The sequence below is a fragment of the Rhodococcus sp. IEGM 27 genome, from assembly GCF_033142305.1.
Taxonomy (GTDB): domain Bacteria; phylum Actinomycetota; class Actinomycetes; order Mycobacteriales; family Mycobacteriaceae; genus Rhodococcus_F; species Rhodococcus_F oxybenzonivorans.
The window spans coordinates 34,159-48,611 of the sequence record NZ_JAWLSG010000003.1; the positions used below are offsets into that span (position 1 = coordinate 34,159).

The window sequence follows — 14,453 nt, forward strand, 5'->3', positions numbered from 1 at the left end:
GGATCGTTGAACGTTCTACATCGCGATGCGCGAGCGCCGACCTGGTACTCCCGGTCATCCCCCGCTGAACCTCGAGAACGGATGACGGCCGGGCCGGCGCGCGCTCACCTGGCACAAGGAAGCACGCGCCTACCCGACCGTCTGTCCGAGACTGCTCACTGGAGTCTCGAAATTTATGGGCCTTGGTGTCGACTCGAGCGATTCAGCGTCGTAGTCGATCACGTCGGTTGCTTCTCCAACTCGTCGAGGTACTCGTTCAAGCCGGTGTACGCGGCGGCGTCGGCGCGCCCGAGAAGATGTGTGCGGAGACGTCGTGCCAACCTGCTCACCGCGGGCCCGGCATCCAGCACCGGTCGTATCAGCCCGATTCGAGCGCACTGCTCGGCGAGCGGCAACAGTTCCGTCAGTGCCTCATCTTCCTGTCCCATGGTGGCCAACACATTCACCTGCAGCAGGGCGGCGTGCAGGAATGCCCGCGGGCGAACCCGTCGATCGATCGACTCGATGAGGGCGTGTGCCCTTTCGTAGACGGGCGCGAGGTCCTGATCGCGGGTGGTCAGAGCTGCCCGGATCCTCGACTCCTCCTCCAATTCGAATGTGACGACGGCGATCCCGTTGTTCCGGTCGGGAAGTTGTCCGCTCTCGAGGTCGAAAACCGGGGCGCCGGGAGCGGCGTGTCCGAATCCGGCTCGGACTCGTTCGTTGGTGATTCGCGCGGCCAAACGGGGCAAGCCAAGTTGCTGCGCCAGCCGGGCACCCTCGTCGAGACGCGCCTTCGCCGCATCCTTTTGTCCGAGCAGGAGTTTCAGTCGGGCACCCGTGCCGTAGGTGGCGAGCATGAAGTCGACGGTGCCACCCTCGGCGCCCAAGGTGTGGCTACGGTCGAGGAGTTGATCCGAGTCGGCGAGGTGCCCCTGTTCGTACAGTAGGTCGCCGAGTAGGGCAGCGGTGAGCCGGGTGCCGTAGCCGAGACCCTCTTCGGCCTCCGAGGCCAGTGTCATAGCGTGCCGGAAACTGACCTCAGCCGCTGGCAGATCGAGTTGTTCGCGTGCCGCGATCCCGGCCATGCAATATCCGTACAACACGCTGAAGGGCCCGGCGGACCGTTGGTGGAAGGGAAGGGCCCATTTTTGCCATCGGCGGGCTTCGTCGAAATCGAATTGGTAGATAGCGCGGAAGGACGCGACGTCGGCGGCTCCGCACAATACCCATGGCCGCAGTGTGTCCGCCCGGGCCATACACCTCTCGACGCTCTCATCGAGTCCGTCGATCTTGTCGTCGAACGCGGTGACAGCAGCCCGGATGGATGTCACTTCGACGCGCATATCTACGACTGCATCGTCGCCATCGTCGCCGCTGGCCAGTGCGGTCTCCGCGACGGAAAGATTGTGTTCGGCGTCGCGCGGATGATGCAGCAACGCGTGCGCCCACGCGACAGCGATGTGTAAGCGGGGCCGATCGGTAGTTTCTTTCGCCGGCAGCTTCGCGGCGAGGCCGAGAAGCGTTCCCATCTGCGACTGCTCGAGTAAATCCATCGCGGCGTCCTCGACGAGCGTGACAGCATCGTCTTCCTCACCTGCGAGGAGGTAGTGGTCGACCGCCTGGCTGAGAAGGTGCCGGTCCGCGAACCACCGACCTGCTCGCCGATGAAGCTCGACAATTCGGTCAGGATCGTCACGCTCGAGGCGGTGTTGCAGGAACTCGGCGAACAGATGGTGGTAGCGGAACCATCTCCCTTCCTCGTCGAGCCGTCGCAGGAACAGATCACGGGACTCGATGTCTTCGAGCGTCGCTTGCCCTTCCCGGCTGTCGGTGAGCGCGCGTGCCAAGCTGCCGCAGATTTTCTCGGTGATCGAGGTCGCGAGGAGGAAATCGAGGGTGCCTCGATCGAGATTGCCGAGGACGTTCTCGGCCAAATACTCGCCTATTGCCCGATTCCCTCCGGACAGGTGGTCGATCAGTCTCCGTGGGTCCGGATGCTCACGCAAGGCCAGTGAGACCAGTTGCAGTGCCGCTGCCCATCCGTCCGTCGACTGTTCGAGCTCGACGATGTCAGGTGCGTCCAGGTGGAGGCCGGAGCGGTCCACCAACAACTGGGTCGACTCCCGGACGTCGAAACGCAAAGCGAAGGAATCTATTTCGACGAGTTCGTTGCGCACGCTCATTGTACTGAGCGGCAGACCCAGCCGGGTGCGGCTGGTGACGATCAAATGTAGATGGTGGCAACCGTGCTCGAGCAGGAATGCCAGCGCCGACCGCGTGTCCTCATTGCTCACGCGGTGCCAATCGTCGATGACCACTGCGACGTGCTGGTCGGCCGAATGAAGCTTGTCGATCAACGAGGTGAGAACGTACCGTTCGCGGTCCGCGCCGTAGACTTCGAGTTCACGAACCAGCTCTCGGCCGAAAGCTGGTTCCGCCACCGCAATGGACTCGATCAGGTGGGTGAGGAACCAGATGAGCGTGTTGTCGTCGTTGTCTATCGTCAGCCACGCAGTCGCCACCCCTTCCTCCCGCAAGGCCGCGAGCCGTTGAGCGGCGAGCGTGCTCTTACCGAACCCGACGGGTCCGTGAATGAGCACCAGGCGCCGACGCCCGCTCCGGCGGAGGCGCTCGAGCAGCTGCGTGCGCGCCACCGCCGCACCCGGTGTGACCGGTGGACGGTACTTGGTGGACGCACTCGGTGGCGCAGGACGATCCAGCCGGGTCCCGCTGCCCCGTCGGTATCGAAGGTATTCGGACACGCCGACCTCGACCTCATCCGAGGGTAGGAAGGGGCGGTCTTCCTCGTCGACGATCGGAAGCGGGATGTCCCCCAGTGCGAGACCGATGTGTTCGCCCGCCCGTCGCAGTGCGGCGCCCAGGTCCGCAGCAGTGGTGGGACGGTCGGCGGGGTCTCGGGCCATTGCCGACTCGACCGCGTCGCACACTGCATTGGGGATGCCCGCCTCTCGCAGATCGGGCAGCGGCTCCGTGCCGATGCGCATCAGCTGGGCGAAGACCTGCTCGCCGCGGCGACGGGCATACGCCGGCCGGCCTGCCAGTGCCGTGAACAGTGTCGCCCCGAGGCCATAGATATCCGTGACCACCGACGCGTCGGCGCCGCTGAGCAGTTCTGGGGCGGTGTAGGCGGGTGACCCGGCCACCAGACCCCGGGTAGTTTCCTCGCCGCCCGTGATGCGGGCGATGCCGAAGTCGGTCAGCTGCGGCTCGCCGTACTCGGTCAACAGGATGTTTCCCGGTTTGATGTCGCGATGCAGCACTCCCGCGCGGTGCGCGGTTTCCAGAGCACCGGCGAGTTTGACACCGACCGACAGCGCCTCTGCGGCCGTCAGCGCCCCGTGCTTGGTGATCCAGGAGTCGAGGGAATCACGGCGATGAAACGGCATCACAATGTAGGGGCGACCTGTGTAGGTGATTCCCGCTTGCAGCACATGGACGATGTTCGGGTGTCCGGACAACCGCCCCATCGCCTGTTGCTCGCGAAGGAAACGGGCCCGATCCATGTGGTCCGGGTCGGGGCTCAGGACTTTGACGGCGACCACGCGGTCGAGCGTCGGCTGCCGGCACCGGTACACGATGCCGAACCCGCCGCGGCCGACGATGCACGCGTCTTCGAAACCTTCAGCCGCCAACTCCGCGACGACGTCTGCGTCGACCTGTCGTTGCGTGCTCTCGGTGTCGTCGTCCGGCATGGCAAGCCTCAGCGCACTTTGCCCGGTTCGCCGATGCGGCGTGCCCGGACCGACCAACACCTGCCCATGAGGGCCTCCTCGCACTGCGACTACCCCATTCTAGATACCGGCAGCAATCTAGTCGTAGAAAGCGTTGCCGGCGGTGGGAAGAACCGGGCGGACACCGGTCCAGAGATTGATTGGTGCTAGGGCTGGTTCGTCAACGTACGGACGTTGATGATGTGGTGGGGGGTGGGTGTAGATGTTCATGGTGGTGCCGCGGAGGAATCCGAAGAGGGTCAGTCCGGTGTCGTGGGGGCGTTGAGAAGGCGTCGAGGACGGGGGATCGTTCTCGCCCATTGACTCGAACACCCGTTCGAAGTAGGATTTCGACATGGGGATCGGGGAGGATATCCAGGGGGCGTTGTCGGACGAGATTTTGGCGACTGCGGTCGGTGATGCGTGGCGTCTGGCCGAGGCCGAGTTGCTCGAATCGGTGGTTGCTGTGTCGGAGGAGATTCAGCGACTCGAGGCTTTGCGGGTCAGGCTGGTCGGTGCCGTCGACCACCGCTGCAAGGTCGATGTGCTGGGTTTCCGAACACCAAGATGTGGCTGGCCTCCAAAACGTTGCTCGAGGTCGGTGCGGCGGGACGAATCGTAATGTTGGGACGAGGTTTACGTTCCCAACCGGAAATCGCAGACGCATACTTCGACACCACGATGTCGGCGGAGCACGCCGCACTGATCATGAAATTCTGCGAGAGGCCGCCCAAAGGCATGCCACTCGAAGCGATGGGCGACTGCCGAAACGCGTTGCTGTACGCGGCGAGCGGTCCTACCGCCAACACCGACGCCGTGCGTGCCGTCATCGCTCGACTCGAACGCGCCTTCGAATCCGACGACCCGCCGCCCGCCGAAGACACCGAACTCAACGAATTCCACGCCTCCAGAACACTCAACGGACGCGTCGCCGTCAAAGGCGACCTCGACGCCGTCACCGGCGAAATGCTGCTCTCCGCGCTCTCCGGACTCTCCAAGCCGCGACCCGCGCAGGACGGAACCACCGACAACCGCACCCCCGGACAGCGCAGGGCCGACGGATTCACCGAACTGCTGCGCCGGTACCTCAACTCCGCAATCGCCGGCGAAGAAGGCGGAGAACGACCCCACATCTCCCTCCACATCAACGTCAAAGACCTCGCCGACCACACCAACCACGCCGACCACGCCGGCGCCAGCGCAGAAGATCAGCGCGGCGCCTGCGCGACCGACGCGTCGCTGTTCGCCGTCGACGGGGTCGCGTGGACCGAGTGGATGGGACCGCTGAGCCTGCGAGCGGCTCGGCTCCTCAGCTGCGACTCGATCTACACGCCGATCGTCCTCGACGACCACGGCGCGCCACTCGACCTCGGCACCACCACCCGGACAGTGACCAAACGACAACGAAAAGCGCTGGTCGCGAGAGACCGAGGATGCGCATTTCCCGGATGCGGTGCACCACCCTCATGGTGCGAAGGCCACCACATCGTCCACTGGTCCAAAGGTGGGCCCTCCGACATGGACAACCTCGTACTGCTCTGCGGGTTCCATCACCGACTCCTGCACCACAGCGACTGGGAAATCGAAATGGGAGCAGACCGGCACCCCGCCTTCATCCCACCCCGGCAAGTCGACTGGGAACGCACACCCATACCCGCGCACAACCAGGCCCGACCCCGAGCGGCCTGACCCCGAGGCGCGACACACACATTTGCCGACTCTGCAACAGAACCACGCCTGTTGCAGAGCCGGCATGCCGTCGTGCCAAGCGCCAAGTGCCAAGTGCCAAGGCCAGACTGCATCGACCTTGGCCCTCACCAACCCCGCCAAGCCCTTGCTAATAAACAGTTCTCGACGTCGGTCTACTTTCGATGTCCCGATCAGGACCGCCCCAGTCGTCGTGGGTCGAGGTCGAGCCGCCGCAGTAACTGGGCGTTGAGCGCGACGACGACGGTGGACACGGACATCAGGATCGCGGCCACTGCCGGCGAGATTGCGACACCGGCGAAGGCGAGCACACCCGCGGCCAGTGGGACGGCGATGATGTTGTACCCGGTTGCCCACACCAAGTTCTGCCACATCTTGCGGTAGCTGGCGCGGGAGAGGTCGATGATCGACAGCACCGCTCGGGGGTCGTCGGCGGCCAGGACGACGCCGGCAGATTCGATGGCCACATCCGTTCCCGCCCCGATTGCGACACCCACATCGGCCCGGGCGAGCGCCGGTGCGTCGTTGACACCGTCCCCGACCATTGCCACCCGGTGTCCCCGCTGTTGCAGTGCAGCGACTTCGGCGTCCTTGTTCTCGGGCAATACGTCGGCGAGGGTTTCGTCGATGCCGAGGTCGGCCGCCACGGCGTCCGCCACCTGCCGGGCGTCGCCGGTGATCATCGCGACCTTCACACCGCGGGCGTGGAGTGCGTCGACGGCCTGCCGCGACTCCGGGCGAACGGCGTCCTCGAGCGCGAGCGCACCCAGAACCGCCCCGTCGCGGACCACGTGGAGTACGGAGGCGCCACGAGCGATCCATCCCGCGGTAGTACGCGTAATCGATTCCGGGGCAACGATATCGAGACCGGCAAGCATGGCCGGTCCACCCACCGCGACCGGATGGTTGTCGACGACCGCGCGCACGCCGCGGCCGGGGTCCGAACGAAACTGTGACGCGGCGGCATGCATGTTCGCGGGTACCCGGACGGCGGCCTCGGCGACGATGGCGCGGGCCACGGGATGCTCGCTGTCTGCCTCGACCGCCGCCGTCAGAGCGAGCAGTTCGTGCTCCGTGGTGCCGGCGACGGCGACGACTCCGGTGACCGCATGCCTGGCCTGCGTCAGCGTGCCGGTCTTGTCGAACAGCACGACGTCCACATTCCGCATGCGCTCGAGCGCGAGGCGGTCTTTCACCAGCACACCGGCCTTCGCGGCGCGTTCGGTGGAGATGGCGATGACGAGGGGGATGGCCAGACCGAGGGAATGCGGGCAGGCGATCACCAGAACGGTCACCGTGCGCACGACCGCTTCGTCCATGTTGCCGAGAAGCGACCACACCAGGAAGGTGAGGACGCCGGCGAGCGAGGCGAAGTAGAAGAGGAACGCCGCGGCACGATCCGCGAGGGCCTGGGCGCGGGACGACGAGGCCTGGGCGTCTGCGACCAGACGCTGAATTCCGGCGAGTGCGGTGTCTGCCCCCACGGCGTCGACGTGGACACGGAGGGCGCTGTCGGTGGCGACTGTTCCGGCCACGACCCTGTCGCCGGTGGTGCGGAGGATCGGGGCGGATTCGCCGGTGATCATCGACTCGTCGACCTCTGCCTGCCCGTCCGCCACGGTGCCGTCGGCGGGGACACGGGCGCCGGCGCGCACCAGAACCAGGTCACCCGCTGACAATTCGGAGACAGGCACTTCGGTGATTCCGTCATCGGTTACCTTGTCGGCGGTGTCCGGAAGGAGCGCCGCGAGCGCGTCGAGCGCGCCGGACGCCGAGCCGAGGGCCCGCATCTCCAGCCAATGGCCGAGCAGCATGATGACGATGAGCAGCGCCAGTTCCCACCAGAAGTCGAGGTTGAACCCACCCAATCCCAGTGTTGTCACCCACGACGCCAGAAACGCCACCGTGATGGCCATGCTGATCAACAGCATCATGCCGGGCCGGCGCGACTTCAGCTCGGCCCAGCCGCCGGTGAGAAATGGGGCGCCGCCGTAGACGAAGATTGCGGTGCCGAGGACGGGGGGAATCCAGGACGCTCCCGGGAAGTCGGGAACCATGTAACCGACGAGGTCGGCGAACATGTGGCTGAACGCCACCACCGGCACCGACAGCAGAAGACTGACCCAGAACTTCTCCCGGAACATCTCGCCGTGCGCCCCGTGTCCGGCGTGCCGGTCACCGTGTTCCTGGTGGCTGTCGTGCCCGGCGTGCCCGAGGTGTACTTCTTGCTGATGTTGGTGAGACATGGCTGCTCCCTTGGAAGCTGTGCTCGTTTCGGTGGGTCAGGAACGCACCAGGCGTGCGATTGCGTCGGTGGCTTCCTTGATCTTGGCTTCGGCCTCCGGCCCGCCTGCGACGGCGGCGTCGACGACGCAGTGGCTGATGTGGTCGTCGAGCAGACCGAGCGCCACGGCTTGCAGCGCCTTGGTCATCGCGGAGACCTGGGTGAGGATGTCGATGCAGTACTTCTCGTCCTCGACCATCCGCTGAAGGCCGCGGGCTTGGCCCTCGATCCGGCGTAATCGCTTGAGGTACTCGTCTTTCCCGCTGATGTAGCCGTGTCCGGCATGCTCGTCGTGCGGGGTATCTGCGGAAGCCATGGTCATCGCTCTTTCGGGTCGGAGGTGAGTGGTTGGAATCGGCGCAGTCGTAAGCTGTTGCTGACCACGAACACCGAGGAGAACGCCATCGCGGCGCCGGCCAGCATCGGGTTGAGCAGACCGGCAGCGGCCAAGGGCAGTGCGGCCACGTTGTAGGCGAAGGCCCAGAAGAGATTGCCCTTGATGGTGGTCAATGTTCTGCGGGACAGGCGAATCGCGTCGGCGGCGGCCCGTAGATCCCCGCGCACGAGGGTGAGGTCACTGGCCTCGATTGCGACATCGGTTCCGGTGCCCATGGCCAGCCCCAGGTCGGCCTGGGTGAGGGCGGCGGCGTCGTTGACACCGTCGCCGACCATCGCCACCACTTTCCCTTCGGCCTGCAGTCGTTTCACCACATCGAGCTTGTCCTGGGGAAGGACGTCCGCGATCACCTCGTCGATGCCGACCTGGGCGGCGATGGCCCGTGCTGCCGATTCGTTGTCACCGGTCAGCATGATCGGGGTCAGACCAAGTCGGCGGAACTGTGACACTGCCTCACGCGAAGTCGGTTTCACGGAGTCGGCGACTACCAGCACACCGCGGGCCTTACCGTCCCAGCCGATCCCCACCGCGGTGCGACCCTTTGCCTCCGCAGCGTCCACCACCTCGCGGAGCGCGGCGGGAAGGTGCAGTGACCAATCACGGAGCAACGTCGGTCGTCCGATGACCACCGCATGCCCGTCGATGACACCCTGAACGCCGAGTCCCTCGATGTTGGCGAACTGCTCGACCTCCGGCAACGTGCCGAGTCGGTCCCGCGCGGCGCGTGCGACGGCGCGGGCGATGGGATGCTCGGAAGCATCTTCCAAGGCGCCCGCGTACCGCAGGACGGTGTTCTCGTCCGTGCTTCCGTCGGTCACTACGTCGTGCAGCGACATCGTGCCGGTGGTGACGGTGCCGGTCTTGTCGAGCACGACGGTGTCGACGCGGCGGGTGGATTCCAGCACCTCCGGGCCCTTGATGAGTATTCCCAGCTGGGCGCCGCGCCCGGCGCCCACCATCAGGGCGGTCGGAGTCGCGAGGCCGAGGGCGCACGGGCACGCGATGATCAGGACGGCGACCGCGGCCGTGAAGGCTGCAGCGACGGAGCCGCCGGTACCGATCCAGAATCCCAGCGTCGCCACCGACAGCGCGATCACGATCGGCACGAAGATTCCGGAGATCCGGTCTGCCAGCCGCTGCACCTGCGCTTTGCCGGTCTGGGCGTCCTCGACCATTTCCGCCATCTGGGCCAGTTGGGTGTCGGCGCCGATCCGGCTGGCCTCGACCACGATTCGGCCCCCGACGTTCACGGTGGCCCCGGCAACCTCGGAGTCGGGCGCCACTTCCACGGGCACCGACTCCCCGGTCAGCATCGACGCGTCGACGGCGGAAGATCCCTCGATGACGACGCCGTCGGTGGCGATCTTCTCACCGGGACGAACCACGAAGCGGTCGCCCACGGCCAGCTTGTCGACGCTGATCAACTGTTCGACTCCGTTGCGCAGCACCGATACTTCCTTGGCGCCCATCTCCAGCAGTGCCCGCAGCGCTGCGCCTGCCCGCCGTTTGGCGCGAGCCTCGAAGTAGCGGCCGGCGAGGATGAAGGTGGTGACACCGGCTGCGGCTTCGAGATAGATGTTGCCGCTGCCGTCGATGCGCGCGATCGTCAGTTCGAAGGGGTGTGTCATGCCCGGCATTCCGGCCGTTCCCCAGAACAATGCGTACAGCGACCAGCCGAACGCGGCGAGCGTGCCCATCGACACCAGGGTGTCCATGGTCGCGGTGCCGTGCCGGAGATTGGTCCAGGCGGCGTGGTGGAAGGGCCACGCGCCCCAGACCACCACCGGTGCGGCGAGCGTAAGGGACAGCCACTGCCAGTTGGTGAATTGCAGTGCCGGGACCATCGCCATCGCAATGACCGGAACGGTCAAGGCGGCCGAAACCAGGAGCCGCTGTCGCAGGCTCGCGGCGGGATCCTCCTCCTCCACGACGGGTCGCCCGGTCTCGGGCAAGCGCGCCGTGTACCCGGCTTGTTCCACGGTGCTCACCAGGTCGTCGGGGGACACGTCGGCCGAGTAGTGCACCCGCGCCTTCTCGGTGGCGTAGTTGACGGTGGCGGTCACCCCGTCGAGCTTGTTGAGCTTGCGCTCGATGCGGTTGGCGCACGACGCACACGTCATTCCGCCGATCGACAACTCGACCTGGGAGCCCGCAGGCGCGGGAACGTCGGTGGTGCGGGTCATCATTCCTCCTCGGAATGTGCGGAAACCGTGAACTCGGCGGTGTGAACCGCCCCGGCATGCTGGAAGTCGAGGAACAAGCGGTACTCGCCGGAGCTGGGTGCGGTGACCGCGAAGTCGATACCGGGCCCCGCGGGCGTCACACCGTCCCCGGGATGCCCCTCGGGGTGCACGTGCAGATAACCGAGGTCAGCGGTGCGAAGCGCGACCAGGTGGCCATAGGCGCCGAGGTAGGGCTGCAGGTCGGTGACCGGCGATCCGTCACGACCGACCGTGAGGGTCAGGGTGGAAGTCTGTCCGGGTTCGAGGGTGCCGTCGAGGGTGACGGTGTAGCCGTCGACGGTGGTCGTCGTCTCCGTCGGAGGCAGGGGCTGCGGGTCGTAGCTGCCGGCGACCCGCAGGTCGGTACCGAGGGTCAGTGCGTCCCCGCCCGCAGGCATGAAGTCGGCGAACACCCGGTAGTCGCCCGCCCGGGCCAGATCGAGTGAGACGCTCCACGTGCCCGACTCGTCGAGGCTCGGGTGCACGTGCTGGTAACCGGTCAGATCGCGGCGCACCGCGATGAGGTGCAGTTGTTTCTCGTGCTGGTCGGCGTATCGCGTCACGGGAGTTCCCGTGTGGTCGAGGATGCGGAACTGCACGGGGACGCCGGTGCCGGTGGCGGCGATCGGCGACGCCAGTTCCAGGGTGTAGCCGTCCTGCGTGGAGCGCAGTCCCTTCGGTGTCGCGTCGGCAGCTTCCTGGTGGCCTCCGGTGTCGTGGCCTCCGGTGTCGTGGCCTTCGACGCCGTCGCCGGCGGAACCGTGGCCGGGGTCGTCGGCGGCGTGTGCTGCGGGTTCGTCGATGTCCGGTCCGACCAACGCTCCCACTCCCGTCGCGGCAGCGAAGACGGCGACGAGACCGAGAGTGAAACCGGCGAACTTACCGGTGGCGTTCATGATGGTTACTCCTGCGGACAGGTGGGCGGCGACTCAGCCGGCCACGGAATATCCGGCCTCTTCTACGGCGTCGGAAACGGCGCGCGGATCGAGGTCGGTGGTGCTGTCGATGACGACCTTGCCGGTGGCGAGGTCGACGTCCACGGAGGTGACTCCGGGAATGGCGCCGATTTCTTCGCTCACCGACGCGACGCAATGGTTGCAGGTCATGCCGGTGACGATCACGGTCGAAGTGCTCACGGATGTGCCTTTCTCTCTGGGCTCTCGATGTCCGACTCTGGTAGCTACCATACCCCCCTATGGTATTTATGCAAGGTCCCGTGTCGCCGGGTTCGGCGTTTTCCGTCACACGTCGGTCGCAGAAGGTATTGAGTTGTTCTCACCTGCGTCTCGCGCCACCGGGAAAGGAAGCCGGCGATGTCACTCGTCACGTTGCGAACCCAACTGCTGCGCCGCAAACCGCTCGAGGAGATCGAGGAGGACACGCCTGCCGATGAGCGACTCGCCAAATCGCTCGGGTTGTGGCAGCTCACCGCGATCGGGGTGGGCGGCATCATCGGTGCCGGGGTGTTCTCCCTCGCCGGATCCGTCGCGCACTCGGTGACCGGGCCCGCGGTGCTGATCTCCTTCCTGATCGCGGGAATCGCCAGCGCCGCTGCCGCACTCTGTTACGCCGAATTCGCGGGCATGATCCCCAAGGCGGGTTCCGCCTACACCTACGGTTACGTCGCCCTCGGTGAAATAGTCGGCTGGTTCATCGGCTGGGATCTGCTCCTCGAATACGTGGCGGTCGCCGCGGTTGTCGCGATCGGCGTGTCCGGGTACTTCCGGTTCCTACTCGAGCAGATCGGCATATCCCTGCCCGACTGGATGATGGGCGCACTCGGTACCGGTGACGGTCACGTCTTCGACGTCTTCGCCGCTCTGTTCTGCCTCGGCACGGCCTGGGTGCTCTCCCGTGGCATCAAGAGTGTCGGACGATTCGAGACGGTCGCGGTCGCGATCAAGGTGGCGCTCGTCGTGCTGATCATCGTGCTCGGCGTGTTCCACATCGACAGCGCCAACTACACCCCCTACTTCCCGTTCGGCACCGCCGCGGTGATGACCGGAGCGGCGACCGTGTTCTTCGCCGTCTTCGGCTACGACGCGATGAGCACCGCTGCCGAGGAGTCGAAGGAAGCGAAGAAGCACCTGCCCAAGGCGATCCTGTACTCGCTCGGCATCGCCATGGCCCTGTACGTGCTCGCGACCCTGGTACTCACCGGAATGCAGAAGTACACCGAGATCAGCCCTGACAGCGGCTTCTCCACCGCATTCGAGTCCGTCGGGATGCCCGGAGTCGCGAACATCATCGCCGTCGGCGCCATCGTCGGCATCATCACCGTGGTGCTCACCTTCATGCTCGGCGTGACCCGGGTGTGGTTCGCGATGAGCCGGGACGGCCTGCTGCCCGAATGGTTCGCCAAGACCCATCCGGTGCGGAAGGTGCCCACTCGGGTCACCTGGATCGTGGGCGTCGGCTCCGCACTGATGGCCGGCTTCCTGCCTATCAACACGGTGGCCGAGCTGACCAACATCGGCATCCTGTCGGCCTTCATCGTCGTCTGCATCGCCGTGGCCGTCCTACGGCATACCCGTCCTGAGGTGCCCCGCTCCTTCCGGTTGCCGTTCATGCCGGTGGTGCCCATCATCGGTGTGGTCTTCTCCGGGTGGCTCATCCTCTCCCTCCCCTGGGAGACCTGGCTGCGATTCGGAATCTGGCTGATTCTCGGCCTCTTCGTGTACTTCTTCTACTCCCGGACGCACTCGAAACTCGAGTCCAGCGAACCGGTGTCGCCGGCTTCATAGCCCGACGGCGCGCAATCCGACGGAACCCGCAGCACAATGGTGCGATGGCGGACCCCGGATTCACCCCGACACAGCTCGCAGCGCGTGCTGCGTATCTGCTTCGCGGCAACGACCTGGGCACGATGACCAGCGCGGCGCCCCGCCTCTACCCGCACATGTGGAGCTGGGACGCCGCGTTCGTTGCTGTCGGTTTGGCGCCGCTGAGCGTCGAACGAGCCGTCGTCGAACTCGACACCCTGCTGTCGGCGCAATGGAAGAACGGGATGATTCCGCACATCGTGTTCGCTAACGGTGTGGACGGTTACTTTCCCGGGCCGGCCAGGTGGGAGACCGCGACGCTCGCGGCGCACGCCCCCAACGGGCCGCAGACGTCCGGCATCACGCAACCACCGGTCCATGCCATCGCCGTCCAGCGCATCCTCGACCATTCACGCCGGCACGGGCGCACCACCCGCGCCGTGGCCGAGGAATTCCTCGACCGTCGCTGGCCCGACCTCGTCCGCTGGCACCGCTGGCTGGCCCACGCGCGCGACCTCGACGGCAACGGCCGGATCGCCCTGTTCCACGGCTGGGAGTCGGGCATGGACAACTCGCCGCGCTGGGACCTTTCGTACGCCAACGTGGTGACCGGGACGATGCCGAAGTACTTGCGCGAGGATCTGACCGTCGTCGCGGACAGGTCGCAGCGTCCGTCCAACGGCGAGTACGACCGCTACCTGTGGCTGCTCGAGGAGATGAAGAGCGTCCGCTACGACGACGAAGAACTGGCCACCGCCATGAGTTTCGCCGTGGAGGACGTGTTCGTCAGCGCGGTCTTCTCGATGGCATGCGAAGTCCTCGCCACCATCGGTGAGGAGCACTCGATGCCGAATTCCGACGTGCGGGAGCTGCACGGCTGGGCCGGACGCTTCCGCCAGGGCGTGCTCACCACCACCGACGAACGATCCGGCGCCGCACGGGACTTCGATCTGCGGAGCGGAAGGTGGATATCCACCGAAACCCTCGCCATGTTTGCGCCGCTGCTGTGCGGCGGTTTGAGCCGGGACGCCGAACGAGCCCTGCTGCGCACCTTCGAGGGCCCTAAATTCTGCGGGCACCCCGACCTTCGATATGCGGTGCCGCCGTCGACATCCCCGGTGTCGCGCGACTTCCGGTCCCGTGAATACTGGCGCGGTCCGGTGTGGCCGGTGATGACCTGGCTGTTCTCATGGGCTTTCGCACGGCGCGGGTGGGCGGAGCGCTCGCACATGCTCCGATCCGAAGGCTTGCGACAGGCCAGCGACGGCAGCTTCGCCGAGTACTACGAACCGTTCACGGGCGAACCCCTGGGAAGCATGCAGCAGTCGTGGACCGCCGCCGCGGTGCTGGACTGGTTGGGCTAACCCA

Annotated in this window: 9 protein-coding genes and 1 pseudogene; 3 read left to right on the plus strand and 7 right to left on the minus strand. The window is 66.0% G+C overall.

All coding sequences use genetic code 11. The features are described 5' to 3' along the window. Window positions 1–218: 218 nt before the first annotated feature. Entirely contained in the window at window positions 219–3,695 is a 3,477-nt protein-coding gene (locus tag R4P95_RS11070) for a serine/threonine-protein kinase (RefSeq protein WP_213575531.1), read from the minus strand. Window positions 3,696–3,812: 117 nt separating this feature from the next. Beyond that, window positions 3,813–4,070 carry a hypothetical protein gene (locus tag R4P95_RS11075; RefSeq protein ID WP_317744575.1) on the minus strand — a complete coding sequence of 86 codons (258 nt, stop codon included), beginning with the start codon at window positions 4,068–4,070 and terminating at the stop codon, window positions 3,813–3,815. Between R4P95_RS11075 and R4P95_RS11080 the strand changes: the two are divergent. Continuing rightward, window positions 4,069–5,402 (plus strand): annotated as a pseudogene (locus R4P95_RS11080) (DUF222 domain-containing protein). The gene R4P95_RS11075 and the pseudogene R4P95_RS11080 sit on opposite strands and share 2 nt — an antisense overlap. Window positions 5,403–5,593: 191 nt before the next feature. Here the strand turns inward: R4P95_RS11080 and R4P95_RS11085 are convergent. Genes R4P95_RS11085 through R4P95_RS11105 form a run of 5 tightly spaced genes read right to left on the minus strand, consistent with a single transcriptional unit; the run spans window position 5,594 to window position 11,459 of the window. Next, a complete protein-coding gene (locus R4P95_RS11085; protein WP_317744574.1) occupies window positions 5,594–7,666 on the minus strand; it encodes a heavy metal translocating P-type ATPase in 2,073 nt (690 codons plus the stop codon). Between the two features lie 36 nt (window positions 7,667–7,702). Next, complete coding sequence (locus R4P95_RS11090; protein ID WP_109335477.1) at window positions 7,703–8,020, minus strand: metal-sensitive transcriptional regulator; 318 nt, start codon at window positions 8,018–8,020, stop codon at window positions 7,703–7,705. Between the two features lie 2 nt (window positions 8,021–8,022). Next, the gene (locus R4P95_RS11095) at window positions 8,023–10,284 is read right to left on the minus strand and encodes a heavy metal translocating P-type ATPase (protein WP_317744573.1); all 2,262 of its coding nucleotides are present in this window, start codon (window positions 10,282–10,284) and stop codon (window positions 8,023–8,025) included. Next, on the minus strand, window positions 10,284–11,219 hold the full coding sequence (locus tag R4P95_RS11100; RefSeq protein WP_317744571.1) for a hypothetical protein: 936 nt from the start codon (window positions 11,217–11,219) through the stop codon (window positions 10,284–10,286). Before R4P95_RS11100 ends, R4P95_RS11095 begins: the two co-directional genes overlap by 1 nt. A gap of 33 nt (window positions 11,220–11,252) precedes the next feature. After that, the gene (locus tag R4P95_RS11105; protein ID WP_317744570.1) at window positions 11,253–11,459 is read right to left on the minus strand and encodes a heavy metal-associated domain-containing protein; all 207 of its coding nucleotides are present in this window, start codon (window positions 11,457–11,459) and stop codon (window positions 11,253–11,255) included. A 177-nt stretch (window positions 11,460–11,636) separates the two neighbouring features. On the opposite strand from R4P95_RS11105, the gene R4P95_RS11110 reads away from it, so the two are divergent. Further along, complete coding sequence (locus R4P95_RS11110) at window positions 11,637–13,067, plus strand: amino acid permease (RefSeq protein WP_317744569.1); 1,431 nt, start codon at window positions 11,637–11,639, stop codon at window positions 13,065–13,067. A gap of 44 nt (window positions 13,068–13,111) precedes the next feature. After that, window positions 13,112–14,449, plus strand: a complete 1,338-nt coding sequence (gene ggh / locus R4P95_RS11115) for a glucosylglycerate hydrolase (protein WP_213575537.1) — start codon at window positions 13,112–13,114, stop codon at window positions 14,447–14,449. Window positions 14,450–14,453 lie beyond the last annotated feature (4 nt).

Excerpts from the sequence above, each read along its gene's own strand:
- R4P95_RS11070 (WP_213575531.1), bottom strand. The coding sequence starts at position 3,695 with ATGCCGGACGACGACACCGAGAGCACGCAACGACAGGTCGACGCAGAC.
- R4P95_RS11075 (WP_317744575.1), bottom strand. The coding sequence starts at position 4,070 with ATGTCGAAATCCTACTTCGAACGGGTGTTCGAGTCAATGGGCGAGAAC.
- R4P95_RS11085 (WP_317744574.1), bottom strand. The coding sequence starts at position 7,666 with ATGTCTCACCAACATCAGCAAGAAGTACACCTCGGGCACGCCGGGCAC.
- R4P95_RS11090 (WP_109335477.1), bottom strand. The coding sequence starts at position 8,020 with ATGGCTTCCGCAGATACCCCGCACGACGAGCATGCCGGACACGGCTAC.
- R4P95_RS11095 (WP_317744573.1), bottom strand. The coding sequence starts at position 10,284 with ATGACCCGCACCACCGACGTTCCCGCGCCTGCGGGCTCCCAGGTCGAG.
- R4P95_RS11100 (WP_317744571.1), bottom strand. The coding sequence starts at position 11,219 with ATGAACGCCACCGGTAAGTTCGCCGGTTTCACTCTCGGTCTCGTCGCC.
- R4P95_RS11110 (WP_317744569.1), top strand. The coding sequence starts at position 11,637 with ATGTCACTCGTCACGTTGCGAACCCAACTGCTGCGCCGCAAACCGCTC.
- ggh (WP_213575537.1), top strand. The coding sequence starts at position 13,112 with ATGGCGGACCCCGGATTCACCCCGACACAGCTCGCAGCGCGTGCTGCG.